This window comes from Salmonella sp. SAL00670 (assembly GCF_046552235.1).
Lineage (GTDB): Bacteria > Pseudomonadota > Gammaproteobacteria > Enterobacterales > Enterobacteriaceae > Salmonella > Salmonella enterica.
In genome coordinates this window covers 1,111,856-1,137,590 of record NZ_JBGDUO010000001.1, presented here as the reverse complement: position 1 = coordinate 1,137,590, position 25,735 = coordinate 1,111,856, and the positions used below count along the sequence as shown (strand labels likewise).

Sequence of the window (25,735 nt, the reverse complement as noted above, 5' to 3'; positions counted from 1 at the left end):
GGTTCTGGCATCATTCTCGCTTATCAATCTATCCAGGGTTTGCTGCGTGGCAGAAGAGAGCGACGACGACAAAACAGAAGCCCCCACACCCCACCGACTTGAAAAAGCGCGGGAAGAAGGGCAGATCCCCCGTTCCAGAGAACTGACCTCACTGCTGATATTGCTGGTGGGCGTTTGTATTATTTGGTTCGGCGGCGAGTCGTTAGCGCGGCAGCTGGCGGGAATGCTCTCAGCAGGCCTGCACTTCGATCACCGTATGGTGAACGATCCTAACCTGATCCTGGGGCAGATAATTTTGCTGATTAAAGCGGCGATGATGGCACTGCTACCGCTCATCGCGGGCGTGGTGCTGGTGGCGCTTATCTCGCCGGTTATGCTTGGCGGCCTGATTTTTAGCGGTAAGTCGCTACAGCCAAAATTTTCTAAATTAAACCCGCTGCCGGGAATTAAGCGCATGTTTTCGGCGCAGACCGGCGCGGAACTGCTAAAAGCGGTGTTGAAATCCACGCTGGTCGGCTGCGTTACCGGCTTTTATCTCTGGCATCACTGGCCGCAAATGATGCGCCTGATGGCGGAGTCGCCGATCGTCGCAATGGGGAATGCGCTGGATCTGGTTGGACTCTGCGCGTTACTGGTGGTACTGGGCGTGATTCCGATGGTGGGATTTGACGTGTTTTTCCAGATCTTTAGCCACCTGAAAAAATTACGCATGTCGCGGCAGGACATTCGCGACGAATTTAAAGAGAGCGAAGGCGATCCGCATGTTAAGGGCAAAATTCGCCAGATGCAACGCGCCGCCGCGCAGCGCCGCATGATGGAAGATGTGCCGAAAGCGGACGTCATTGTCACTAACCCGACGCACTATTCCGTGGCGCTGCAGTATGACGAAAACAAAATGAGCGCGCCGAAAGTGGTCGCGAAGGGGGCTGGATTAATAGCGCTGCGCATTCGCGAGATCGGCGCTGAACATCGGGTTCCCACTTTAGAAGCGCCGCCGCTGGCGCGGGCATTATATCGCCACGCCGAAATCGGTCAGCAAATTCCCGGGCAGTTATATGCTGCCGTTGCGGAAGTGTTGGCCTGGGTCTGGCAGCTTAAACGCTGGCGGCTTGCGGGCGGGCAACGTCCTCCACAACCTGAGAACCTTCCGGTGCCAGAAGCGCTGGATTTTATGAACGAGAAGAATACTGATGGCTAATCTGGTCGCGATGCTGCGCCTGCCCAGCAACCTGAAATCGACGCAATGGCAAATTCTTGCCGGGCCGATCCTCATTCTGCTGATTTTGTCGATGATGGTGCTGCCGCTACCTGCTTTTATCCTCGACTTATTGTTTACCTTTAATATTGCGCTATCGATCATGGTGCTGCTGGTGGCGATGTTTACCCAGCGTACTCTGGATTTTGCCGCGTTTCCGACCATCCTGCTGTTTACCACGCTACTGCGTCTGGCGCTTAACGTCGCCTCAACGCGCATTATTTTGATGGAAGGGCATACCGGCGCGGCGGCGGCGGGAAAGGTGGTAGAGGCGTTCGGTCATTTCCTGGTCGGCGGTAACTTCGCGATCGGGATTGTGGTTTTTATCATCCTCGTCATTATCAACTTCATGGTCATCACCAAAGGCGCCGGACGTATTGCCGAAGTCGGCGCGCGCTTTGTGCTGGATGGTATGCCCGGTAAGCAAATGGCGATTGACGCCGATCTTAATGCCGGTCTGATTGGTGAAGACGAGGCCAAAAAACGGCGTTCGGAAGTCACTCAGGAAGCCGACTTCTACGGTTCGATGGACGGGGCAAGTAAATTTGTACGCGGCGACGCCATCGCCGGTATTCTCATCATGGTCATTAACGTGGTCGGCGGGCTGCTGGTCGGCGTATTGCAGCACGGAATGAGCATAGGCAGCGCGGCGGAAAGCTACACTCTGCTGACCATTGGCGACGGCCTGGTCGCCCAGATCCCGGCGCTGGTTATCTCCACGGCGGCGGGCGTCATTGTGACCCGCGTCAGTACCGATCAGGATGTAGGCGAGCAGATGGTTGGCCAACTGTTCAGTAATCCAAGGGTGATGCTGCTGGCGGCGGCGGTGCTGGGGCTGCTTGGCATGGTGCCAGGAATGCCTAACCTGGTATTTTTACTTTTTACCGCCGCTTTGCTCGGCCTGGCATGGTGGCTGCGCGGGCGTGAAGAAAAAGCGCCAGAGGAGCCGCAGCCGGTAAAAATGCCGGAAAATAACTCGGTGGTCGAAGCCACCTGGAATGACGTACAGCTTGAGGATTCACTGGGAATGGAAGTGGGCTACCGCCTGATCCCGATGGTGGATTTTCAACAGGATGGCGAATTGCTCGGACGTATTCGCAGTATTCGTAAAAAATTCGCGCAGGATATGGGGTTCCTGCCGCCGGTGGTCCACATTCGCGACAATATGGATTTACAGCCTGCGCGCTACCGTATTTTGATGAAAGGGGTAGAGATTGGCAGCGGGGACGCCTATCCGGGACGTTGGCTGGCTATTAACCCCGGCACGGCGGCGGGAACGCTACCGGGCGAGAAAACCGTCGATCCAGCTTTTGGCCTTGATGCCATCTGGATTGAAAGCGCCCTGAAAGAGCAGGCGCAAATTCAGGGCTTTACCGTTGTTGAAGCCAGTACCGTTGTGGCGACGCACCTTAACCACTTGATTGGCCAATTCTCCGCCGAACTGTTTGGCCGCCAGGAAGCGCAGCAACTGTTGGATCGTGTCTCTCAGGAGATGCCTAAACTCACGGAAGATCTGGTCCCCGGCGTCGTGACCCTCACGACTTTACACAAAGTCCTGCAAAACTTACTGGCGGAAAAAGTCCCGATTCGCGATATGCGCACCATTCTGGAAACGCTGGCGGAACATGCGCCGTTACAAAGCGATCCGCATGAATTAACCGCCGTGGTACGCGTGGCATTAGGACGAGCGATTACGCAACAGTGGTTCCCCGGTAATGAAGAAGTGCAGGTGATTGGCCTGGATACCGCGCTGGAGCGTTTGCTGCTTCAGGCATTGCAGGGCGGCGGTGGACTTGAGCCTGGGTTGGCGGATCGCCTGCTGGCGCAGACCCAAGAAGCGCTTTCTCGCCAGGAAATGCTTGGCGCGCCGCCGGTATTACTGGTTAACCATGCGCTACGTCCATTATTGTCCCGCTTTTTGCGGCGCAGTTTACCGCAGCTGGTGGTGTTGTCGAACCTTGAGCTTTCCGATAACCGTCATATCCGCATGACGGCGACCATTGGAGGAAAATAATGCGTAAATGGCTGGCGTTGTTGCTCTTTCCCCTGACGGTTCAGGCCGCAGGCGAAGGCGCGTGGCAGGATAGCGGTATGGGTGTAACCTTAAATTACCGGGGTGTTTCCGCATCGTCTTCGCCATTGTCGGCGCGTCAGCCGGTTTCCGGTGTGATGACGCTGGTCGCCTGGCGTTATGAACTGAATGGCCCGACTCCCGCGGGCTTACGGGTACGGTTATGTTCCCAGTCCCGTTGCGTAGAACTTGATGGTCAGAGTGGCACGACCCACGGTTTTGCTCATGTTCCCGCAGTCGAGCCGCTCCGCTTTGTCTGGGAAGTCCCCGGCGGCGGCCGACTTATCCCGGCGTTAAAAGTGCGGAGCAATCAGGTGATTGTGAACTACCGCTAACCGCCCCTTTCTTTGCCAGGTAGCAGACCTGACTCTCTTTTTGAATAAATAGAAACGCTGTTTTATAAAATGGTGAGGTAGGTTGCCGGACTCTTTGCGTTTTTGCCATTTACGCTCTGGCAATGGCAGAAACAAAAAGGTTTCCGCCCAGCTTAGCTTTTACTGTAGCGAATCGACTGCGTCGGCGGTAAAACTGCACGCAGCACTGAATTCGACATTACACAGAGGTTAAGCAAATGATGGTTTATCCAGTCAAACACAGTCCGCTATTGCGTCAGCCTGAGCATTTTATCGCCAGAGATGAACTAAAAGCCCTGGTGCAAAAGGTGACGCATAACCTGGTCAATATTAAAGATGAGACAGGCGAATTTTTATTGCGACTGGACGACGGACGCGTGATCGATACTAAAGGCTGGGCCGGATGGGAGTGGACGCACGGCGTGGGCCTGTACGGAATGTATCACTATTACCAACAGACCGGCGACCAGACGATGCGTAAGATCATTGATGACTGGTTTGCCGATCGTTTTGCGGAAGGCGCGACGACGAAAAACGTTAATACGATGGCACCGTTTTTAACGCTGGCGTATCGCTATGAAGAGACGCGTAATCCAGCGTATTTACCGTGGCTGGAAACGTGGGCCGAATGGGCGATGAATGAAATGCCCCGTACCGATCACGGCGGAATGCAGCACATCACGCTGGCGGAGGAAAATCATCAGCAGATGTGGGACGACACGCTAATGATGACGGTGCTGCCGCTGGCGAAAATCGGTAAGCTGTTGAACCGGCCGGAATATGTGGAAGAGGCAACCTATCAGTTCCTGCTACACGTGCAGAATTTGATGGATAAAGAGACGGGGCTGTGGTTCCACGGCTGGAGCTATGACGGTCATCATAACTTCGCTAACGCTCGCTGGGCGCGCGGCAACAGTTGGCTGACCATTGTGATCCCGGATTTTCTTGAACTGCTGGACTTGCCGGAAAATAATGCCGTGCGCCGTTATCTGGTCCAGGTACTGAATGCGCAGATCGCCGCGCTGGCGAAATGTCAGGATGAAAGCGGTTTGTGGCATACGCTGCTTGACGATCCGCACTCTTATCTTGAGGCGTCGGCGACGGCGGGTTTTGCCTACGGTATTCTTAAAGCGGTGCGCAAACGCTATGTCGAACGGCACTATGCGCAGGTGGCGGAAAAAGCCATTCGGGGGATAGTGAAACATATCTCGCCGGAAGGCGAACTGCTGCAAACGTCATTTGGCACTGGCATGGGCCACGATCTCGATTTTTACCGTCATATTCCGTTGACCTCTATGCCTTACGGGCAGGCGATGGCAATGCTGTGTTTGACGGAATATCTGCGTAACTATTTCTGATGTATGCAGATATTCCGGCCGTATCCTTGTCTGATGGCGCTTTGCTTATTTGACTATGGCGCCTGACCCGGCTGCGTGGTATCAGCCTGTGGATCAAACAGGTGGTCAAGGATTTTTCGCATGATGGGCGCGGCGGTAACGCCGTCGCTTCCGCCGTTTTCCAGAATCAAGGCAATAGCGACCTTAGGGTTTTTATACGGTGCAAAAGCGGTATAAAACACATGATCGCGCAGGCGAATGGGGATCATTTTCGCGTTGTAGGTCTGATTTTCTTTCAGGCTAAACACCTGCGACGTGCCGCTTTTGGCCGCAATGCCGTAGGGCGCTGTGTGAAAGAACTTATAGCCCGTTCCGTTGGGTGCATTCGCCATGCCATACATCGCCTGACGCACCAGTCCCCAGTATGGCGACGCCGGATCGGCTATCTGTGCCGGTGTTCCTGAAGGGCGATACGGAACCACCGTTTTGCCGCTCTCTTCATTGAGTAACAGGTGAGGGGCAATCACCTTACCGTTGTTGATGAGCGCCACCATCGCTTTTACCATCTGGATGGGGGTGGCAATCCAGTAACCCTGGCCGATGCCGACAGAAATGGTATCGCCCTGATACCAGGCTTTTTTATGGACCCGCTGTTTCCATGCGCGGCTGGGAAGCAGCCCGTCATATTCTTCATTAAGGTCGATGCCCGTCGGTTTGCCATAGCCGAACTGAGACAACATCGTGTCGATACGGTCAATACCCATCATATAAGCGACCTGATAGAAAAAGGTATCCGCAGATTCCTCAATCGCTTTAGTGACATCCAGCATACCGTGTCCGGTTTTTTTCCAGTCCCGGTAATGCCGCTGCGTGCCGGGAAGCGTCCAGGTTGGCGCGCCAAAGAAGGTGGTTTGCGGCGTAATAATCCCGCATAACAGCGCGGACATCGCCATATAGGGTTTAACCGTTGACGCCGGGGGATAAAGCCCTTGCGTCACGCGGTTGATCAGCGGCAGATTTTTATCGTGCAGCAGTTTGCCGTAATCCTGATAGCTAATGCCTTTTACAAAGGGGTTCGGGTCGTAGCTGGGCATAGATACCATCGCCAGCACTGAACCATCGTGCGGATCTTCAACCAGTACGGCAGCACGCTGCCCGGCCAGCAAACTTTCAATGTACTCTTGTAAATGGAGATCCAGCGTCAGGTGAATGTTCTTACCCGCGATGGGAGGAACGTCTTTCAGCAGGCGGACAATACGCCCGTGATTATCCACCTCGACCTCCTGATAACCGGTTTTGCCATGAAGATCGTTTTCGTAGTAACGCTCAATCCCCTGTTTACCGATGTTATGGTCCGCCGCGTAATTCTCTGCCAGCCCTTTTTTATCCAGCGCTTTAAGGTCGTTATCGTTTATCTTTGACACGTAACCGAGAACATGCGCCAGCTCCGCGCCGTAAGGATACTGCCGATCCTGATAGCTATTGATCGTGACGCCGTTGAAATGAAACTGATTGACCGCAAAGCGTGCGATTTCAACATCCGTTAGCGCGTTTTTGAGCACCACCGGACGATAGCGGCTACTGGATTTTAGCGCATGGCGAAAGTCGGCGATATCATCGGGGGAGAGATCAACAATAGGGGTGAGCTGTTTTAGCAGCGCATCCATATCGGCAATTTTATAGGGCGTAACCGCGATATCATACCAGGTTACGTTACGCACCAGCGGAATGCCGTTGCGATCGTAAATGATGCCGCGCGTGGGCGCGACGGGTAGCATCTTGATATCGTTCTCATTCGAACGGGTGGTGTAGTAGTGGTGCTGGCGGATTTGCAAGTTATAGAGGTTGAAGATCAGGATACCAAAGCAGACAACCACTACACCAAACGCCACAATCACACGTCTCAGGAAGAGTTTCTCTTCCGCATCAAAGTCTTTAAAAGTCATTACCTGTACCTGAACAATCCGCCGCCTAATGATACGGGGCGGTCAGCGCCAGCACAGGTAAAAGATGTTCCATCTCTCTATAGAAATGTGTCATTCCTTGTGATTTGTTACAGATATACCGCTGTGGCAATAAAAAGGCCTGAGTCCGTTATCCGGAGTCAGGCCTGATGATGTTAACGACGGCGCGTTTACATGCGTTCTACGGTTTCGATACCCAACGTATCCAGACCCAGTTTCAGCGTCTTCGCCGTCAGTTGCGCCAGTTTTAGGCGGCTATTGCGAACCGCGTCATTCTCGGCGCTGAGAATAGGGCAGTGCTCGTAGAAGCCGGAGAACAGCCCGGCGACGTCATACAGATACGCGCACATGACGTGCGGCGTACCTTCACGCGCGACCACCGTCAGGGTTTCTTCAAACTGCAGCAGACGGGCAGCGAGTTGCGCTTCGCGATCTTCGCTAATGATAACCGGCGCGCTCGCCAGCGCCTGCTCGTCGATGTCCGCTTTACGGAAAACAGACAGCACACGCGTATAGGCATACTGCATATAAGGAGCGGTATTGCCTTCGAAAGCCAACATATTATCCCAGTCGAAGATATAGTCAGTGGTGCGGTTTTTTGACAGATCGGCGTATTTCACCGCGCCAATACCGACGGCGTTAGCCAGTTTTTCCAGCTCGTCAGCCGGCATATCCGGGTTCTTCTCCGCCACCAGACGACGCGCGCGCTCCAGCGCCTCATCCAGCAGGTCCGCCAGTTTCACCGTACCGCCCGCGCGAGTTTTAAACGGTTTACCGTCTTTACCCAACATCATGCCGAACATGTGGTGTTCCAGCGGAACGGAATCCGGTACATAACCGGCTTTGCGCACAATGGTCCAGGCTTGCATCAGGTGCTGGTGCTGACGGGAGTCAATGTAGTAGAGCACGCGGTCGGCATGCAGCGTTTCGTAACGGTATTTGGCGCAGGCGATATCGGTAGTGGTATACAGATAACCGCCATCTTTCTTCTGAATAATGACGCCCATCGGGTCGCCTTCCTTGTTTTTAAACTCATCAAGGAAAACCACCGTTGCGCCTTCGCTTTCAACCGCCAGTCCTTTGGCTTTCAGATCGGCGACGATGCCCGGCAGCATCGGATTATACAGACTTTCGCCCATCACATCGTCACGCGTCAGAGTGACGTTCAGACGATCATAGGTGATCTGGTTTTGCGTCATCGTGATATCAACCAGCTTACGCCACATCTCACGGAAATAGGCATCACCGCTCTGCAATTTGACGACGTAGTTACGCGCGCGCTCGGCAAACGCTTCATCTTCGTCATAATGCTTTTTCGCATCGCGGTAGAATCCTTCGAGATCCGCCAGCGCCATGTCGCCCGCGTTTTCCTGCTGCTGTTTTTCCAGCCAGGCGATAAGCATACCGAACTGGGTGCCCCAGTCGCCGACGTGGTTAGCGCGAATAACATGATGGCCCAGAAACTCCAGCGTGCGCACTGCCGCATCGCCGATAATCGTGGAGCGTAGATGACCGACGTGCATCTCTTTCGCGACGTTGGGCGCGGAGTAGTCGACGACAATCGTCTGACGAGTCGGCTGAGAAACGCCCAGACGATCGGAGGTCAGCGCCTGTTGCACCTGTTCAGCGAGAAAAGCCGGTTCGAGGAAAATATTGATAAAGCCAGGGCCGGCGATTTCAACCTTGCTGGCGATGCCGCTGAGATCCAGATGAGTCAGCACCTGCTCTGCAAGTTGTCGGGGGGCCATACCCAGTTTTTTCGCAACTGCCATCATGCCGTTGGCCTGATAGTCGCCGAACTGAACTTTGGCTGACTGACGAACCTGGGGCTCGCAATCTGCAGGCGCGCCTGCAGCAATCATGGCCTGACTAACTTTTTCTGAGAGAAGAGCCTGAATATTCACCGGAATACCTTACGTTTATGAAGCGGGCTGTATTGCCCGCGCCAGTTTAAGAATTAGGGCGGGAGTATACTGCAAATGCCCGTTGGCGTCAGCATTGCGCGCGCGGCGCGTCGCCTGAAATATACGCAACAATAATCTGCATAAGCATTCAATAAACGCCCAATCAAATCAAAGGTTGGTTGCCGGGGCGCAACAGCGTAAATTAGCGGTTTTCACAGCAAGAAGAGCGTCCTGATATGGCGAACTGGCAACACATTGATGAACTGCATGATATTTCCGCAGATTTACCTCGATTCACTCTGGCGTTCAGAGAACTTTCCACTCGCCTTGGTCTGCAGATTAGCGCCCTTGAGGCCGATCACATTTCATTGCGCTGTCACCAGAATACGACGGCGGAGCGTTGGCGTCGCGGTTTTGAACAATGCGGCGAGCTACTGTCGGAAAATATCATCAACGGCAGGCCGATTTGTCTGTTTAAACTGCATGAACCGGTATGTGTGGAACACTGGCGGTTTTCTGTTATTGAATTACCGTGGCCGGGAGAAAAACGCTATCCACACGAAGGGTGGGAGCATATTGAAATCGTGCTGCCCGGCGAGCCGGAGACCTTGAACGCGAGGGCGCTGGCGTTGTTGTCGGATGAGGGGCTTAGTCAGCCGGGGATAGTGGTTAAAACCAGTTCGCCACAGGGCGAGCATGAACGTTTGCCAAACCCTACGCTGGCCGTGACCGATGGCCGCGTCACGGTAAAATTTCATCCATGGTCGATTGAAGCGATTGTCGCCAGCGAACAGGCGGCCCATTAACCTGCCGAGCGGAGTGAATATGGCGTTACTTGAGATCTGTTGTTACAGCATGGAATGCGCGCTCACCGCGCAGCGAAACGGCGCGGATCGTATCGAACTGTGCGCCGCGCCGAAAGAAGGGGGGCTTACGCCTTCTTTCGGCGTCTTACGCAGCGTACGCGAGCATATTACGATTCCCGTACATCCGATTATTCGTCCTCGCGGCGGGGATTTTTACTACACTGACGGCGAATTTGCCGCCATGCTGGAAGATATTCGCCTCGTCAGAGAGTTGGGTTTTCCCGGGCTGGTGACTGGCGTGTTGACCGTTGATGGGGATGTCGATATGTCGCGAATGGAAAAAATAATGGCGGCGGCCGGACCGCTGGCGGTGACATTCCACCGCGCCTTCGATATGTGTGCTAATCCCTTCAATGCGCTAAAGAATCTGGCTGACGCAGGCGTAGCAAGAGTACTGACTTCCGGACAAAAAGCCGATGCGGCGCAAGGTTTATCAATAATTATGGAACTTATTGCTCAGGGGGATGCTCCAATCATTATGGCTGGTGCGGGGGTTCGTGCAAATAACCTGCAGAATTTCCTCGATGCCGGAGTACGGGAAGTACACAGTTCCGCCGGAGTCTTACTGCCTTCGCCGATGCGCTATCGCAATCAGGGGTTATCGATGTCTGCCGATATACAGGCGGACGAGTATTCTCGCTATAGGGTAGAGGGTGCGTCGGTCGCTGAAATGAAAGGAATCATTGTTCGCCATCAGGCCAAATGATTTTTACCGTTGCATCATGTCGCCCAATATGATGCTTGCTCGTACCAGGCCCCTGCCAATTCAACAGGGGCCTTTTTTTCTCCTTCATATTTCAAGCCGCAGCAGCGTTGGCCGCCTCGCGCACCCCGGTCACGTAGCTACCTACGTGACCGGGGATTTGCTGCGTTGCCGCCTTGCTGCAACTTGAACTATTTTGGAGAAACGGTGCTATACGTAACGGTCATTCGGTAATCCATCACGGTTTACGCGCAATCAGCACCGCGCGCTGCGGGGCGGGATAGCCTTCCACCGTCTTGCTGCGATCGTTCGGGTCAAGAAAATCGGCCAGCGACTCGGTAACCATCCATTCGGTACGGCGTTGCTCTTCGGTGGTAGTGACGCAGACATGGGCGATACGCACATCAATAAAGCCGCATTTTTCCAGCCATTTTTTTAATGCCGGCGCGGAAGGAATAAAATAGACGTTACGCATCTGCGCGTAGCGGTCACCCGGCACCAGTACGGTATTTTCGTCGCCGTCGACGACCAGCGTTTCCAGTACCAGTTCACCCTCGTTGACCAACTGATCTTTTAACTGCCACAGATGCTCCAGCGGCGAGCGACGGTGATAAAGCACCCCCATCGAGAAGACGGTATCAAATGCTTTCAGCGCCGGGAGTTGTTCAATGCCCAACGGCAGCAGATGCGCGCGCTGATCGTTACCCAACAGTTTACGCACCGCCTCAAACTGGCAGAGGAAAAGCTGTGTAGGATCGATGCCGACCGCCAGATGTGCGCCCGCGCCAATCATCCGCCATAGGTGATAGCCGCTGCCGCAGCCGACATCAAGGATCGTCCGGCCGGTTAAATCTGACAGATGCGGCAGTACGCGATCCCACTTCCAGTCGGAGCGCCATTCGGTATCAATATCTACGCCATAAAGCGAGAACGGGCCTTTACGCCACGGCATCAGATTACGCAGCAACGTATCAATACGCTTTAGCTGACCTTCGCTGAGCGGCGTTTCGCTTTCCGCCGTGACGCTGTGCAGTAAATCCAGCCGCCAGGGCGTCATTTCCGGTAAAAATTCTACCGCGTTCGACCACTGTTTAAACAAGCCATGCTGCTGCTCGCGTTGCCAGGCGGCAATCTGCGCGGGCAATGTTTCCAGCCAGTGGGAGAGATGATTTTTAGCAATGAGCTGATAAAAGTTACCAAACTCGATCATGTGGCAACTCCGGCTTTTAACGCGACAAGCGACCCGAAATTAAAGCACTGGAACCACAGTTCACTATGTTCGAAACCCGCCTTACGCAGGCGCGCTTTATGTGTTTCCACCGAGTCGGTGAGCATCACGTTTTCCAGCATACTGCGCTTCTGACTGATCTCCAGTTCGCTGTACCCATTCGCGCGTTTAAAATCGTGGTGCATGTTGAATAACAGCTCGCCCACTTTCGCATCTTCAAAGCTAAATTTTTCCGACAGTACCAGCGCGCCGCCGGGATTCAACCCCAGGTAAATCTTATCCAGCAATGCCTGGCGTTCGGCAGGTTCAAGGAATTGCAGGGTAAAATTCAGCACCACCATCGAGGCGTTTTCAATAGTGATATCGCGGATATCGCCTTCAACGACTTCAACCGGCGTAGGCGCTTTATATGCATCAATATGGCGGCGGCAGCGTTCAATCATGGCCGGAGAGTTATCGACGGCGATAATGCGACAATGCTCATGGCGGATATTACGCCGAACAGACAGCGTCGCGGCGCCCAGCGAGCAGCCCAGATCGTAGACCTGCGTGTTCGGCTGCACAAAGCGTTCAGCCAACATGCCGATCATGGAGATGATGTTGGAGTAGCCTGGTACCGAACGCTGAATCATGTCGGGGAAAACTTCGGCTACTCGTTCATCAAAAGTCCAGTCGCCGAGACGGGCGATAGGCGCAGAAAAAAGCGTGTCGCGGTGAGACATAACGTATACATCCGGGAAAAATAAAGGCGCATATTGTGCGCTAATACAGGGAGAAAACCAACTCCCAGGGCATATACCACAGGTTTGCCAGCACCATCAGCAACAATGCGCACCAGGTCGCGCTCATCCCCGCCCGCCGCCAGCGGAACAGGCGGTGGTGAAAACCGTAATAATGCATCAGCCGACCGGCGATTAAAATGATGCCGCAGATATGCACCATCCACGTTTCGGCGCCGTTCATTTCCATAAACAGCAGCAGCACCAGCGCGACAGGAATATATTCCACCGCGTTGCCATGAATACGGATGGCGCTTTGCAATTCGCTAAAACCGCCGTCGCCATAGGCGACACGGTACTGCATTCGCAAGCGAACGACATTAAAAGAGAACTTCATTAATAATAACGCACCCAAAACGGCATACAGCGCGCTTACCATACAAACTCCCTTTTAAAATGGCTGATGGCACTGTCTATGATAGGGGGCATTTTCAGAAAAGAGAAGATTGCTGTGGAATGGACGGAGCAGTGCCGATTTCCGGTAAGACGCTGCGTAAATCATGCCAAAGCGTATTCACCAGTTCCGGCGCCTGCGCGATATCCGGAGTATGTAAAAACAGAAAAGGCGTGGTGGTCTGCCGCCACTGCGGGAGTTTCTGCAACCAGGCGGCGAAAAATTCACGGTTTTGCGCCATATTATCGCTACCGATAAAACGCACCATTGGATGGCTGGCCGTCACGACAGCATGTACCGGAACTTTGGGTTTTTTTCGCTGCGCGTCGCGGACGGCCTCGCTGTGGGGATGGGCGGCATGTACCGGACGACTATCCAGGATCACGCGGTTTACGCCGCGCGCGTGTAACCCGCGATTGAGCCGCTGTTCATCCTCACCTTTGTCAAAAAAACACGGATGACGAACTTCTACGCCATAGGTAAACGTGGCGGGGAGCGCATCAAGAAACTGCCATAAGGCGGGGAGATCGCGCGGTCCAAAGGCGGCGGGCAACTGCAGCCAGTATTGGCCAATACGCGTTTCCAGCGGCGCCAGGCGGGTAAAAAACGCCTGTACCAGATCGTCGCAATGGCGCAGCGCGGCCTGGTGAGAAATGGTCGCGGGAAATTTAAAGCAAAAACGGAAATCGTCCGTAGTTTGCGCATACCAGCGATCGACAATTTCCGCTTTCGGCAGCGCGTAAAGCGTGGTGTTGCCCTCTACGCAATTAAAGTGGCGGGCATACTCTTCCAGACTGGTGATGCCGAGCCGCGCCCATTTCGGGTGCGACCATTGCGGCAGGCCAATGTAGATCATAAGGCGTTTAAAATATCCTCTACGCTGCGTACCCGGCCAATGCGCGGGAAAATATGCGTCATACTGCTCTGATGCTGCTCACTGCTGGCGGCGCTACAGGCATCTTCGGCAATAATAAGGTTAAATCCCAACTCCCAGGCGTTACGCGCTGTGGATTCGACGCCGATATTGGTTGAGATCCCGCACAATATGATGGTGTCGATACCCCGGCGGCGAAGCTGTAATTCCAGATCGGTGCCGTAAAACGCGCCCCACTGGCGTTTAGTCACTTCCAGATCGCTGTCCTTTTTACCCAATGCCGTAGGCCAGGTCCACCAGTTTTCCGGCAACGCGTGCGCAGGCGTTGCGGCATCCACGGGTTGTTTTAACGCTTCGGCATAATCATCAGACCATCCGACGCGTACCATAACCACGGGCGAGCCGTTGGCACGACACTTTTCCGCCAGCCGCGCGGCGCGGGCGACCACCTCATTTGCCGTATACGGGCCGCCGGCAAACGGAAGAATTCCTTCCTGTAAATCAATAACCACCAGGGCGGTTGTGGTCGCGTTGAGTTTCAGCATGATAATCACTCTCCTAAAAATAGCGGATTTCACTACACCTTAAGCGCGATTAAAGAGGAAAGCGGCGACAAATATTGTTAATTTTTGTGAGCATACGCAATACCCGCGTGAAAAACCCGGGTACAGTCAGTATGAACCAAGTGTCGATACCGCATGAAACGGGCAAGTTATCGCTCCCATGCTGGATTGACTCTTATCGTGCGGCAGAATTTCCAGTATAATAGCCGCCTTTTTTCATCCAGTTGTGACATACAGCTAAAGCTGCGACTTCGTCGCCTGCATGGCAGGCAACAATCCGCCTGCGGCTAAGTTAAGGGATATCTCATGCGTACAGAATATTGCGGACAGCTACGTCTGTCCCACGTGGGGCAGCAGGTGACTCTGTGTGGTTGGGTCAACCGTCGTCGTGATCTTGGCAGCCTGATCTTTATCGATATGCGCGACCGCGAAGGTATTGTGCAGGTGTTCTTCGATCCGGATCGTGCGGACGCGTTAAAGCTGGCCTCTGAACTGCGTAATGAGTTCTGCATTCAGGTTACGGGCACCGTGCGTGCGCGTGACGCGAAAAACGTCAATGCGGATATGGCGACCGGCGAAATTGAAGTGCTGGCGTCCTCTCTCACTATCATCAACCGCGCAGACTCACTGCCGCTTGACGCTAACCACGTTAATACCGAAGAGGCGCGTCTCAAGTACCGCTATCTGGATTTGCGTCGTCCGGAAATGGCGCAGCGCCTGAAAACTCGCGCCAAAATTACCAGCCTGGTGCGTCGTTTTATGGACGATCACGGTTTCCTTGATATTGAAACGCCGATGCTGACCAAAGCCACGCCGGAAGGCGCGCGCGACTATCTGGTGCCTTCGCGCGTGCACAAAGGTAAATTCTACGCGCTGCCGCAGTCGCCGCAGCTGTTCAAACAGCTCCTGATGATGTCCGGTTTCGACCGTTACTATCAGATAGTCAAATGCTTCCGTGATGAAGACTTACGTGCTGACCGTCAGCCGGAGTTTACTCAGATCGACGTCGAGACCTCCTTCATGACCGCGCCACAGGTGCGCGAAGTGATGGAAGCGCTGGTGCGCCATTTATGGCTGGAAGTGAAAGGCGTGGATCTGGGGGATTTCCCGGTCATGACGTTTGCCGAAGCGGAACGTCGTTACGGTTCCGACAAACCAGACCTGCGTAACCCGATGGAACTGGTAGATGTCGCTGACCTGCTGAAATCGGTAGAGTTCGCGGTCTTCGCGGGCCCGGCTAACGATCCGAAAGGCCGCGTGGCAGCGCTGCGTGTGCCTGGCGGGGCGCAGCTTAGCCGTAAGCAGATCGACGATTACGGTAACTTTGTTAAGATCTACGGCGCGAAAGGCCTGGCGTATATCAAAGTTAACGAGCGCGCGAAAGGTCTGGACGGGATTAACAGTCCGGTGGCCAAGTTCCTGACCGCCGACATCGTCGACGCTATCCTTGAACGTACCGGCGCGCAGGACGGCGACATGATCTTCTTCGGCGCAGATAACAAAAAAGTGGTTGCCGATGCGCTGGGCGCGCTGCGTCTGAAACTGGGCAAAGACCTGAGCCTGACCGACGAAGACAAATGGGCGCCGCTGTGGGTGATTGACTTCCCGATGTTCGAAGACGACGGCGAAGGCGGTCTGACCGCGATGCACCATCCGTTCACCGCCCCGCGTGACATGACGGCGTCTGAACTGAAAACTGCGCCGGAAGAAGCCGTCGCTAACGCTTACGATATGGTGATTAACGGCTATGAAGTGGGCGGCGGTTCGGTGCGTATTCACAACGGTGAAATGCAGCAAACCGTATTTGGTATTCTCGGTATCAATGAGCAGGAGCAGCGCGAGAAGTTCGGCTTCCTGTTGGATGCGTTGAAATACGGTACGCCGCCGCATGCGGGCCTGGCGTTTGGTCTGGACCGTCTGACCATGCTGTTGACCGGCACCGACAATATTCGTGATGTTATCGCCTTCCCGAAAACGACCGCCGCCGCGTGTCTGATGACCGAAGCGCCGAGTTTCGCCAACCAGGCAGCGTTGACGGAGTTGGGTATTCAGGTTGTGAAGAAAGCCGAGAATAACTGATATGAACAATGTACACGACATCATTCGCGTGATATCGCGGCGGCCCGCAAGGGGGAGCCTCATCAATGCGCGGCGTCACCCAACAGCCAACAACGAGGTCGCGTGAAGGATAAAGTGTACAAGCGCCCCGTTTCGGTCCTGGTGGTTATTTTCGCGCAGGATACGAAACGGGTGCTAATGTTGCAGCGACGCGATGACCCGGATTTTTGGCAGTCAGTGACTGGCAGCATAGAAGAAGGGGAGACCGCGTTGCAGGCCGCCGTACGTGAAGTCAAAGAGGAGGTCACGATTGATGTTGCGGCAGAGCAACTGACCTTAATCGACTGCCAACGTACGGTGGAGTTTGAAATTTTTTCACATTTACGTCATCGCTATGCGCCGGGCGTCATGCACAATACAGAATTCTGGTTCTGCCTTGCGTTACCGCATGAGCGGCAGGTGATATTCACTGAACATCTGACGTACCAGTGGCTTGATGCGCCTGACGCGGCGGCGCTTACCAAGTCCTGGAGTAACCGGCAAGCGATTGAAGAGTTTGTCATTAACGTCGCCTGAAAAGGCGCGCTTTTTTTGAGGAAATATTTATGGCAGGTCATAGTAAATGGGCCAACACCAGACATCGTAAAGCTGCGCAGGATGCCAAGCGCGGTAAAATCTTCACTAAAATTATTCGTGAACTGGTAACGGCAGCTAAATTGGGCGGCGGCGATCCGGATGCCAACCCGCGTCTGCGCGCGGCCGTAGATAAAGCGCTGGCCAACAACATGACCCGCGACACTCTGAACCGTGCCATCGCTCGCGGTGTGGGTGGTGATGAAGACTCGAACATGGAAACCATCATCTATGAAGGTTATGGTCCTGGCGGCACGGCCATTATGATTGAGTGTCTGAGTGACAACCGTAACCGTACCGTAGCGGAAGTGCGTCATGCTTTCAGCAAGTGCGGCGGTAATCTGGGTACCGATGGCTCAGTGGCGTACCTGTTCAGTAAGAAAGGGGTCATCTCCTTTGAGAAAGGCGATGAAGACACCATCATGGAAGCCGCTCTGGAAGCTGGCGCGGAAGATGTTGTGACCTATGATGATGGCGCGATTGATGTTTACACTGCCTGGGAAGAGATGGGCAAAGTGCGTGACGCGCTGGAAGCGGCGGGTCTGAAAGCGGACAGCGCCGAAGTGTCCATGATCCCGTCAACCAAAGCGGATATGGATGCGGAAACCGCGCCGAAACTGCTACGTCTGATCGATATGCTGGAAGACTGTGACGATGTCCAGGAAGTCTACCATAACGGTGAGATCTCTGATGAGGTGGCGGCGACCCTGTAATGGTGCTGTTAAACGCCGGCGGGCAGGGGGTATAGCGTGTCGATTATTCTCGGTATTGACCCCGGCTCGCGCATTACCGGTTATGGCGTTATCCGTCAGGTAGGCAGACAACTGACCTATCTGGGCAGCGGATGTATTCGCACCAAAGTCGATGATTTGCCGTCTCGTTTGAAGCTCATATACGCAGGCGTGACGGAAATCATCACGCAGTTCCAGCCGGACTATTTTGCTATCGAACAAGTGTTTATGGCGAAAAATGCCGATTCAGCCCTCAAGCTGGGACAGGCGCGCGGCGTCGCGATTGTCGCCGCGGTCAATCAGGAACTGCCCGTGTTTGAATACGCGGCGCGTCAGGTGAAGCAAACTGTCGTCGGTATTGGTAGCGCGGAAAAAAGCCAGGTACAGCATATGGTTCGTACGTTGCTGAAGCTCCCCGCTAACCCGCAGGCAGACGCCGCAGATGCGCTGGCTATCGCCATTACGCATTGCCATGTTAGCCAGAACGCGATGCAAATGAGCGAGAGCCGACTCAATCTGGCGCGGGGAAGGTTGCGCTAAATCATTCTCCCTCAGCCTCGCGTTGAGGGGTTTCAATTCCACAGGCACTAATTAATTCTAAATTGGGATGTTGCCACAGGCTGGCTGGCGTCACCGTCTTACGATCCCACGGGATTGAACCTAAAAACCAGAACTTCCAGAAGGCGAGTTTCGCATCAGGATTGCTGTGAAGTAATTCTTCGAATGTCTCAATATCGCCTACCGGAATACATAATGCTTCTTTATAGATATCAAACACAAATTTCGAGCAGAACTGGCGCGATGACTCGTATTTAAACCCCGTGTGATAAAACTTATTCAGCCGGGCGGGAACCTGTTCCATGATGGCGAGTTTCTGTTCGACCGTCAGACCGCCGCACAGGCGACGAACCGCGTAACGTTGTCCAGCTGAACGTTGTATAAACAGTGACAGCGTGGTGACGGTTGAGAGGGGGACGCGACTTTCCGCCACCAGATAGTCATCACCATTATGACCAATAATAATCCCAACATGGTTGCTCCAGCACTGTGAAGCGGTGGATATCTGGCCGAAAAGCGCGGCACCTATACAGGTAAAGACGATATCCCCGGTTTCATATTGGACAGAATAGTGTTTTTTCATCTCTGCATTCCATTATTTGAAATAAATTCCTTTTATTTATTCTACAGGGTAGTTAGCATTATACCAAATAAATGACAAGCCTTAGTGTCATCGAAATATGTATGGTGAATATTTCATTTATTGGAATTAATGTCGCAAATATATTTGGGGGGGATTAAGGTGGTAAATTTCTCATCATCTGATCTCTCATATTGACAGGGAGTATGACGTGGTTGATGATAAACCAATGAGAATAGGTTGGGTATTTTATTTTTCTTATATTTTTGTTGCTATTATCTTTCATCTGCTTATTAGTTTTTGTTATTGTTTGAGTATTGATATGGCAGAGGCTAATACTGTTGTTTTTTTATTAAAGCCAGGGACGATTTCATTATTATTTTTGCTTCTCCCTGCCAGGCGGTTCAGGACCAGACTGTTGGCAACATTGAGTTCAGTTTTCATTACCTTAGTATTTAACCAGTGGCATTTGGTTGCCGGGAATAAAGAACTGGTTTTGTGCCTGCAGGCAGCGTGCTTTATGGCTTTCCTGGCTATGACATCGGTAAAAAAATCCGGGTGGATGATTAGCGCATCATTATTTTTGGTTTGTGCGGCCGGAACGATTCGCCAGTGCTGGCTGGAACAGCTGTTTAACGCTGCCGATATATATATTGTTGATGATGGGCGGAGCTGTGGCGCCAGCGGCCACTGCTTCCAGTATATTGCAGCAAAAGGCCGTGGGTTAGCAGCAAAACGACAGGCACTTTTTAGTAGCGAAGAGTATGTGAATATTTATTATAGTTATTCAGAAGGGATGCCAGCCGTGAATTTCGATGGCATGAAAAATGAGTTTGTACAATATTTATTGTGTCATGGCGAATTAAAATCTGTTGCGCGCGACGATAAAACAACATGCGATTAAATTCAGCGCTAGTGGTTAATATTATTAAATCTATTCTCGGGTCTGTTTTTTTGGAGGCCCGATGTTCCGCTGTTGGCATTCGTACTGGATACATTATTAGTGTTATCAGGATACTCATTATTGAAGACTACCGAACGTGCGCCACGGCATGTTGGCAAAAAGTTGTTCGCGTAGGACGCAAAAAGTTGTCAATGAGTGTACGACTTATTTTGTACGCAGCGGGGAGCGTACCCGTCGTTAACCATCGCGGGTTGTCGGAGTAGAGAAATATCGGGATACGTGTTTTTCATCTGGATAAACATCCAGTCTTTTTTTATGATAGTGCATTATCTTTTCAGCCCTTTACGCAGGAGCGTCATGTGATAGGCAGACTCAGAGGCATTATTCTCGAAAAACAACCCCCGATCGTGCTGCTGGAGACAGGGGGCGTAGGCTATGAAGTACATATGCCTATGACCTGCTTTTACGAGCTGCCGGAGGCCGGGCAGGAGGCAATCGTCTTCACCCACTTTGTGGTGCGTGAAGATGCGCAGTTGCTGTACGGATTCAACAATAAGCAAGAGCGCACGCTATTTAAAGAGCTAATTAAAACGAATGGCGTCGGGCCTAAGCTGGCGCTGGCGATCCTCTCCGGCATGTCGGCGCAACAGTTCGTCAATGCGGTTGAGCGCGAAGAGCTTGGTGCGCTGGTGAAGCTGCCGGGTATCGGCAAGAAAACCGCCGAAAGGCTGATTGTCGAAATGAAAGACCGCTTTAAAGGGCTACATGGCGATCTCTTTACGCCAGCGGTCGATCTGGTATTGACGTCGCCGGCCAGCCCAACCTCGGAAGATGCTGAGCAAGAAGCAGTTGCTGCGCTGGTGGCGCTGGGTTATAAACCGCAAGAAGCCAGTCGGATGGTAAGCAAGATCGCCCGTCCGGATGCAAGCAGTGAAACACTGATTCGCGACGCGTTACGCGCCGCGTTATGAGGTAAAGGATGATAGAAGCAGATCGCCTGATTTCAGCAGGCGCCACGATCGCAGAAGACGTCGCCGATCGCGCCATTCGCCCGAAGCTATTGGCGGAATATGTCGGCCAACCGCAGGTGCGCTCCCAGATGGAGATCTTTATTCAGGCGGCAAAACTGCGTGGCGACGCACTAGATCACTTGCTGATTTTCGGCCCGCCAGGGTTAGGTAAAACGACTCTGGCGAATATCGTTGCCAATGAAATGGGCGTCAATCTCCGAACCACGTCCGGCCCTGTGCTGGAAAAAGCAGGCGATCTGGCGGCTATGCTCACCAATCTTGAACCGCATGATGTGCTGTTTATTGATGAGATTCACCGGCTTTCACCGGTGGTGGAAGAGGTACTCTATCCGGCGATGGAAGATTACCAGCTGGATATTATGATTGGCGAAGGGCCTGCTGCACGTTCAATTAAGATCGATCTGCCGCCGTTTACGCTCATTGGCGCGACGACGCGAGCAGGTTCGCTGACCTCGCCGCTACGTGACCGTTTTGGTATTGTGCAGCGCCTGGAGTTCTACCAGGTGCCCGATCTGCAGCACATCGTCGGGCGCAGCGCAAGGCACATGGGGCTGGAGATGAGCGATGACGGCGCGCTGGAAGTGGCGCGTCGGGCGCGCGGTACGCCGCGTATAGCCAACCGCCTGCTCAGACGTGTGCGTGATTTCGCCGAGGTGAAGCATGACGGGGCTATTTCAGCGGAAATTGCCGCGCAGGCGCTGGATATGCTGAACGTCGATGCGGAAGGGTTTGACTATATGGATCGCAAGCTGCTGCTGGCGGTTATTGATAAATTCTTCGGTGGTCCGGTGGGACTGGATAACCTGGCGGCGGCGATTGGCGAAGAGCGTGAAACCATTGAGGATGTGCTGGAGCCGTATCTGATTCAGCAAGGCTTTTTGCAGCGCACGCCGCGTGGGCGTATGGCAACGGTGCGCGCCTGGAACCATTTCGGGATCACGCCGCCAGAGATGCCTTAGCGCCTGAAATCGCTGCGCTCATCAGACCTGGGCGATTTTGTAGGCCCGGTAAGCGCAGCGCCACCGGGCAACACACGCTTAGCTTGCCTGCTTTTTCATCATACTTAAGATAAACAGCAGCGCGGCACACAGCACTACGGATGGCCCTGCCGGGGTATCATAAAAGGCTGAGAAGGTCAGTCCACCTGTAACCGCTATCATACCCACACCAACGGCGACGCCCGCCATCTGCTCCGGCGTACGGGCAAAGCGACGCGCGGTTGCGGCGGGGATAATCAGCAGCGACGTAATGATCAGCGCTCCGACAAACTTCATCGCTACGCCAATGGTTAACGCCGTTACCAGCATCAATAGCAGCTTCACGCGCTGTAACTTCACGCCATCGACAAAGGCAAGATCCGGACTGATAGTCATTGACAGCAAGTTGCGCCACTGCCAGAAGAGAATGGCCAGCACAATAACGACCCCAATAGCGATCGAGATAAGATCTTCCGGTGTGACGGCCAGTAAATCGCCAAACAGATAAGCCATTAAATCAACGCGGACGTTGGACATCAGGCTGACCACGACCAGTCCTAAAGACAAGGCGCTGTGCGCCATAATGCCCAGTAAGGTATCAATCGCGAGGTGAGGGCGTTTCTCCAGCCATACCAGACCGGCGGCCAGCAGCAGCGTAACGGCGATTACCGCATAAAAGGGGTTAACGTCCAGCAACAGGCCAAACGCCACGCCCAGAAGCGACGCGTGAGCCAGCGTATCGCCAAAATAGGACATCCGACGCCAGACCACAAATGAGCCCAAAGGACCAGCGGCGCACGCCAGCATCATCCCGGCCAGCCAGCCGGGCAGTAATAATTCAATCATGAGTGACCATTTCCCCGGCGCAGTACAATACGACCCTGTAAATCGTGGCGATGATTATGATGATGGCGATAAATCCCTAATTGCTCCGCGCCTCGCGGGCCAAACATAGAGATAAATTCCGGATGCATAGACACCACTTCCGGCGCGCCGGAACAGCAAATATGATGGTTCAGGCATAACACTTCATCCGTCTTTGCCATGACCAGATGTAGATCATGTGACACCATCAACACGGCGCAATCGAGTTCGCGACGCAGCTGATCGATAAGGTCGTATAACGCGACCTGGCCGTTGACATCCACGCCTTGCGTCGGCTCATCAAGTACCAGCAACTGCGGCCTGTTAAGCAGAGCACGCGCCAGCAGTACGCGCTGTGTCTCGCCGCCGGAGAGTTTTTGCATGGGCGCGTCAATCAAATGTCCGGCCTGAACGCGTTTAAGCGCCGGGAGAATATCCGTTTTTTGCGTGCCCGGACGTAAACGTAAAAACCGGTTTACCGTCAGCGGAAGCGTGGTATCGAGATAGAGCTTTTGCGGGACATAGCCGATACGGAGTTGCCCGTTGCGCTTGATCACCCCTTCATCAGGGGCTACCAGTCCTAAAACCACGCGTACAAGCGTTGACTTCCCCGCGCCGTTAGGACCGAGAAGCGTTAAAATTTTTCCGGGGCTCAATTCAAGCGACACGTCAGAGAGGACGCGGCGTTGACCAAATGAGACCGAGACGTTTTCCAGTGAAACTAAACTTGTCATGTTAATTTTAGGCTTGCAGAAGTGATAGAATGTTATAATATCACATTTCACACATTCATTACGATGATTAGTCGCATTATGTTACAGAAAAATACGCTTCTTTTCGCAGCATTATCCGCCGCGCTTTGGGGGAGTGCAACCCAGGCTGCCGACGCCGCCGTTGTCGCTTCGCTTAAACCGCTTGGGTTCATCGCTTCCGCCATTGCTGATGGCGTTACGGATACGCAAGTATTACTTCCGGATGGGGCATCCGAGCATGATTATTCATTGCGTCCATCAGACGTAAAACGCTTACAGGACGCGGACTTAGTCGTCTGGGTTGGCCCGGAAATGGAAGCCTTTATGGAGAAGTCGGTCAGGAATATCCCTGATAATAAGCAGGTTACCATTGCGCAACTTGCCGATGTAAAACCGTTACTCATGAAGGGCGCGGATGATGATGAGGATGAACATGCGCATACGGGCGCCGATGAGGAAAAAGGTGACGTACATCACCATCACGGCGAATATAACATGCATCTTTGGCTCTCCCCAGAGATAGCGCGGGCTACAGCGGTTGCAATCCATGAAAAATTAGTGGAACTTATGCCGCAAAGTCGAGCCAAACTCGACGCCAACCTGAAGGATTTTGAGGCACAATTAGCCGCAACCGATAAACAGGTCGGTAACGAGCTCGCGCCGCTCAAGGGGAAAGGGTATTTCGTTTTTCATGACGCCTACGGTTACTACGAAAAACACTACGGACTCACCCCGCTCGGTCACTTTACCGTGAACCCTGAGATACAACCTGGCGCGCAGCGTTTACATGAAATAAGAACACAGTTGGTTGAGCAAAAAGCAACCTGCGTTTTTGCTGAGCCACAATTCAGGCCAGCGGTCGTGGAAGCCGTGGCGAGAGGGACATCCGTTCGAATGGGAACACTGGACCCCCTCGGGACGAACATTAAACTGGGTAAAACAAGCTATTCAGCGTTTTTAAGCCAATTAGCCAACCAGTATGCGAGCTGCCTGAAAGGAGATTAACGAGGAAGTGAATACGTGCAACAGATAGCCCGCTCTGTCGCCCTGGCATTTAATAATCTGCCCCGACCCCACCGCGTTATGCTGGGGTCACTTACCGTTCTGACACTGGCCGTCGCCGTATGGCGGCCCTATGTTTACCACCCAGAATCCGCACCAACCGTTAAAACTATTGAACTGGAGAAAAGCGAGATTCGTTCCCTCTTACCGGAGGCCAGCGAACCCATCGATCAGGCCGCGCAGGAAGATGAAGCTATTCCTCAGGATGAGCTGGACGATAAAACCGCAGGCGAAGTCGGCGTCCATGAATACGTCGTCTCCACAGGCGATACGTTAAGCAGCATTCTGAATCAGTACGGCATCGATATGAGCGATATTAGCCGACTTGCCGCTTCTGATAAGGAGCTGCGCAATCTGAAAATTGGCCAACAGCTTTCCTGGACACTGACCGCCGATGGCGATTTACAGCGTCTGACATGGGAAGTCTCCCGCCGTGAAACGCGTACCTACGATCGCACTGCCAACGGTTTTAAAATGAGCAGTGAAATGCAGCAGGGGGACTGGGTTAACAGTCTGCTGAAAGGTACGGTAGGGGGTAGCTTTGTCGCCAGCGCGAAAGAGGCCGGTTTAACCAGCAGCGAAATCAGCGCAGTGATAAAAGCAATGCAGTGGCAGATGGATTTTCGCAAGCTGAAAAAGGGCGATGAATTTTCGGTTCTGATGTCGCGCGAGATGCTGGATGGCAAGCGTGAACAGAGTCAGTTGTTGGGCGTGCGGATGCGTTCCGATGGTAAAGATTACTACGCCATTCGCGCCGCTGACGGTAAATTCTATGACCGTAACGGTGTTGGCCTGGCGAAAGGCTTTTTACGCTTCCCGACCGCCAAACAGTTCCGCATCTCCTCCAACTTCAATCCGCGTCGTCTGAACCCGGTTACCGGACGCGTTGCGCCGCATCGTGGCGTTGACTTTGCGATGCCGCAGGGTACGCCGGTGCTGTCGGTGGGGGATGGCGAGGTCGTGGTCGCTAAACGTAGCGGCGCTGCTGGTTACTACATTGCGATTCGTCATGGACGCACCTACACCACACGTTACATGCACTTGCGTAAGCTGCTGGTGAAACCGGGGCAAAAAGTGAAACGTGGCGATCGTATTGCGCTTTCTGGTAACACCGGGCGTTCCACAGGGCCGCATCTGCATTATGAGGTATGGATCAACCAGCAAGCCGTTAACCCTCTAACAGCAAAATTGCCGCGCACGGAAGGTCTGACGGGGTCAGATCGTCGTGAATACCTGGCACAGGTGAAAGAGGTTCTGCCGCAACTGCGCTTCGATTAACAAATGCGCTGACAGA

Annotated in this window: 25 protein-coding genes; 15 read left to right on the top strand and 10 right to left on the bottom strand. The window is 53.5% G+C overall.

Annotated features, from left to right (window positions below; all coding sequences use genetic code 11):
- Positions 1–46 precede the first annotated feature (46 nt).
- The 4 genes from flhB (at position 47) to ACLJRS_RS05700 (ending at position 5,037) form a co-directional block, all read left to right on the top strand.
- Positions 47–1,198, top strand: a complete 1,152-nt coding sequence (gene flhB, locus ACLJRS_RS05715) for a flagellar biosynthesis protein FlhB (protein WP_000797081.1) — start codon at positions 47–49, stop codon at positions 1,196–1,198.
- Positions 1,191–3,269 carry a flagellar biosynthesis protein FlhA gene (gene flhA, locus ACLJRS_RS05710; protein ID WP_000002386.1) on the top strand — a complete coding sequence of 693 codons (2,079 nt, stop codon included), beginning with the start codon at positions 1,191–1,193 and terminating at the stop codon, positions 3,267–3,269. The genes flhB and flhA overlap by 8 nt, the downstream gene beginning before the upstream one ends.
- Entirely contained in the window at positions 3,269–3,661 is a 393-nt protein-coding gene (gene flhe, locus ACLJRS_RS05705) for a flagellar protein FlhE (protein WP_001233619.1), read from the top strand. Before flhA ends, flhe begins: the two co-directional genes overlap by 1 nt.
- Before the next feature lie 236 nt (positions 3,662–3,897).
- Positions 3,898–5,037, top strand: coding sequence for a glycoside hydrolase family 105 protein (locus ACLJRS_RS05700; RefSeq protein ID WP_000989908.1), 1,140 nt, complete (start codon positions 3,898–3,900; stop codon positions 5,035–5,037).
- Between the two features lie 53 nt (positions 5,038–5,090).
- Here the strand turns inward: ACLJRS_RS05700 and mrdA are convergent, their stop codons facing one another.
- Together mrdA and argS are read right to left on the bottom strand one after the other, a co-directional pair.
- On the bottom strand, positions 5,091–6,962 hold the full coding sequence (gene mrdA / locus ACLJRS_RS05695; protein ID WP_000142855.1) for a penicillin-binding protein 2: 1,872 nt from the start codon (positions 6,960–6,962) through the stop codon (positions 5,091–5,093).
- Between the two features lie 188 nt (positions 6,963–7,150).
- Positions 7,151–8,884, bottom strand: a complete 1,734-nt coding sequence (gene argS, locus ACLJRS_RS05690; protein WP_001025367.1) for an arginine--tRNA ligase — start codon at positions 8,882–8,884, stop codon at positions 7,151–7,153.
- A gap of 236 nt (positions 8,885–9,120) precedes the next feature.
- Between argS and ACLJRS_RS05685 the strand changes: the two genes are divergently transcribed.
- Positions 9,121–9,690, top strand: coding sequence for a VOC family protein (locus ACLJRS_RS05685; RefSeq protein ID WP_000024796.1), 570 nt, complete (start codon positions 9,121–9,123; stop codon positions 9,688–9,690).
- Positions 9,691–9,709: 19 nt separating this feature from the next.
- Positions 9,710–10,456, top strand: coding sequence for a copper homeostasis protein CutC (cutC, locus tag ACLJRS_RS05680; protein WP_001185769.1), 747 nt, complete (start codon positions 9,710–9,712; stop codon positions 10,454–10,456).
- 235 nt (positions 10,457–10,691) lie between these two features.
- Here cutC and cmoB read toward each other — a convergent pair whose 3' ends face one another.
- Genes cmoB through ACLJRS_RS05655 form a run of 5 tightly spaced genes read right to left on the bottom strand, consistent with a single transcriptional unit; the run spans position 10,692 to position 14,273 of the window.
- A complete protein-coding gene (cmoB, locus tag ACLJRS_RS05675; protein ID WP_410957761.1) occupies positions 10,692–11,663 on the bottom strand; it encodes a tRNA 5-methoxyuridine(34)/uridine 5-oxyacetic acid(34) synthase CmoB in 972 nt (323 codons plus the stop codon).
- A complete protein-coding gene (gene cmoA, locus ACLJRS_RS05670; RefSeq protein WP_000019608.1) occupies positions 11,660–12,403 on the bottom strand; it encodes a carboxy-S-adenosyl-L-methionine synthase CmoA in 744 nt (247 codons plus the stop codon). The genes cmoB and cmoA overlap by 4 nt, the downstream gene beginning before the upstream one ends.
- Before the next feature lie 40 nt (positions 12,404–12,443).
- Positions 12,444–12,839: an MAPEG family protein gene (locus tag ACLJRS_RS05665; protein ID WP_000252975.1), complete on the bottom strand. Its 396-nt coding sequence runs from the start codon at positions 12,837–12,839 to the stop codon at positions 12,444–12,446.
- Between the two features lie 52 nt (positions 12,840–12,891).
- The gene (locus ACLJRS_RS05660; RefSeq protein ID WP_000639226.1) at positions 12,892–13,710 is read right to left on the bottom strand and encodes a DUF72 domain-containing protein; all 819 of its coding nucleotides are present in this window, start codon (positions 13,708–13,710) and stop codon (positions 12,892–12,894) included.
- Complete coding sequence (locus ACLJRS_RS05655) at positions 13,707–14,273, bottom strand: hydrolase (protein ID WP_000916144.1); 567 nt, start codon at positions 14,271–14,273, stop codon at positions 13,707–13,709. The genes ACLJRS_RS05660 and ACLJRS_RS05655 overlap by 4 nt, the downstream gene beginning before the upstream one ends.
- A gap of 324 nt (positions 14,274–14,597) precedes the next feature.
- Here ACLJRS_RS05655 and aspS point away from each other — a divergent pair, with 324 nt between their 5' ends.
- The 4 genes from aspS (at position 14,598) to ruvC (ending at position 18,253) form a co-directional block, all read left to right on the top strand.
- The gene (gene aspS / locus ACLJRS_RS05650; protein WP_001258629.1) at positions 14,598–16,370 is read left to right on the top strand and encodes an aspartate--tRNA ligase; all 1,773 of its coding nucleotides are present in this window, start codon (positions 14,598–14,600) and stop codon (positions 16,368–16,370) included.
- Positions 16,371–16,472: 102 nt separating this feature from the next.
- Complete coding sequence (gene nudB, locus ACLJRS_RS05645; RefSeq protein WP_000653693.1) at positions 16,473–16,925, top strand: dihydroneopterin triphosphate diphosphatase; 453 nt, start codon at positions 16,473–16,475, stop codon at positions 16,923–16,925.
- A gap of 29 nt (positions 16,926–16,954) precedes the next feature.
- The gene (locus ACLJRS_RS05640; RefSeq protein ID WP_000907242.1) at positions 16,955–17,695 is read left to right on the top strand and encodes a YebC/PmpR family DNA-binding transcriptional regulator; all 741 of its coding nucleotides are present in this window, start codon (positions 16,955–16,957) and stop codon (positions 17,693–17,695) included.
- Positions 17,696–17,731: 36 nt separating this feature from the next.
- Positions 17,732–18,253 (top strand): crossover junction endodeoxyribonuclease RuvC, encoded by a 522-nt coding sequence (ruvC, locus tag ACLJRS_RS05635; protein ID WP_000022509.1) that lies wholly within the window; start codon positions 17,732–17,734, stop codon positions 18,251–18,253.
- A 1-nt stretch (position 18,254) separates the two neighbouring features.
- Here the strand turns inward: ruvC and ACLJRS_RS05630 are convergent, their stop codons facing one another.
- On the bottom strand, positions 18,255–18,854 hold the full coding sequence (locus ACLJRS_RS05630; protein ID WP_000716750.1) for a YebB family permuted papain-like enzyme: 600 nt from the start codon (positions 18,852–18,854) through the stop codon (positions 18,255–18,257).
- Positions 18,855–19,062: 208 nt separating this feature from the next.
- Between ACLJRS_RS05630 and ACLJRS_RS05625 the strand changes: the two genes are divergently transcribed.
- From ACLJRS_RS05625 to ruvB, 3 genes are all read left to right on the top strand, one after another.
- A complete protein-coding gene (locus tag ACLJRS_RS05625; protein WP_000227324.1) occupies positions 19,063–19,755 on the top strand; it encodes a hypothetical protein in 693 nt (230 codons plus the stop codon).
- A 359-nt stretch (positions 19,756–20,114) separates the two neighbouring features.
- Positions 20,115–20,726 carry a Holliday junction branch migration protein RuvA gene (ruvA, locus tag ACLJRS_RS05620; protein WP_000580335.1) on the top strand — a complete coding sequence of 204 codons (612 nt, stop codon included), beginning with the start codon at positions 20,115–20,117 and terminating at the stop codon, positions 20,724–20,726.
- Between the two features lie 8 nt (positions 20,727–20,734).
- Entirely contained in the window at positions 20,735–21,745 is a 1,011-nt protein-coding gene (gene ruvB, locus ACLJRS_RS05615; RefSeq protein WP_000568504.1) for a Holliday junction branch migration DNA helicase RuvB, read from the top strand.
- Between the two features lie 78 nt (positions 21,746–21,823).
- On the opposite strand, the gene znuB is transcribed toward ruvB, so the two are convergent.
- Complete coding sequence (znuB, locus tag ACLJRS_RS05610) at positions 21,824–22,609, bottom strand: zinc ABC transporter permease subunit ZnuB (protein ID WP_000571510.1); 786 nt, start codon at positions 22,607–22,609, stop codon at positions 21,824–21,826.
- Positions 22,606–23,361: a zinc ABC transporter ATP-binding protein ZnuC gene (gene znuC, locus ACLJRS_RS05605; RefSeq protein WP_000203023.1), complete on the bottom strand. Its 756-nt coding sequence runs from the start codon at positions 23,359–23,361 to the stop codon at positions 22,606–22,608. The genes znuB and znuC overlap by 4 nt, the downstream gene beginning before the upstream one ends.
- A 78-nt stretch (positions 23,362–23,439) precedes the next feature.
- Between znuC and znuA the strand changes: the two genes are divergently transcribed.
- Together znuA and mepM are read left to right on the top strand one after the other, a co-directional pair.
- On the top strand, positions 23,440–24,384 hold the full coding sequence (gene znuA, locus ACLJRS_RS05600) for a zinc ABC transporter substrate-binding protein ZnuA (RefSeq protein WP_000939594.1): 945 nt from the start codon (positions 23,440–23,442) through the stop codon (positions 24,382–24,384).
- A gap of 15 nt (positions 24,385–24,399) precedes the next feature.
- Positions 24,400–25,719: a murein DD-endopeptidase MepM gene (mepM, locus tag ACLJRS_RS05595; RefSeq protein WP_001184032.1), complete on the top strand. Its 1,320-nt coding sequence runs from the start codon at positions 24,400–24,402 to the stop codon at positions 25,717–25,719.
- The last annotated feature ends 16 nt before the right edge of the window (positions 25,720–25,735 follow it).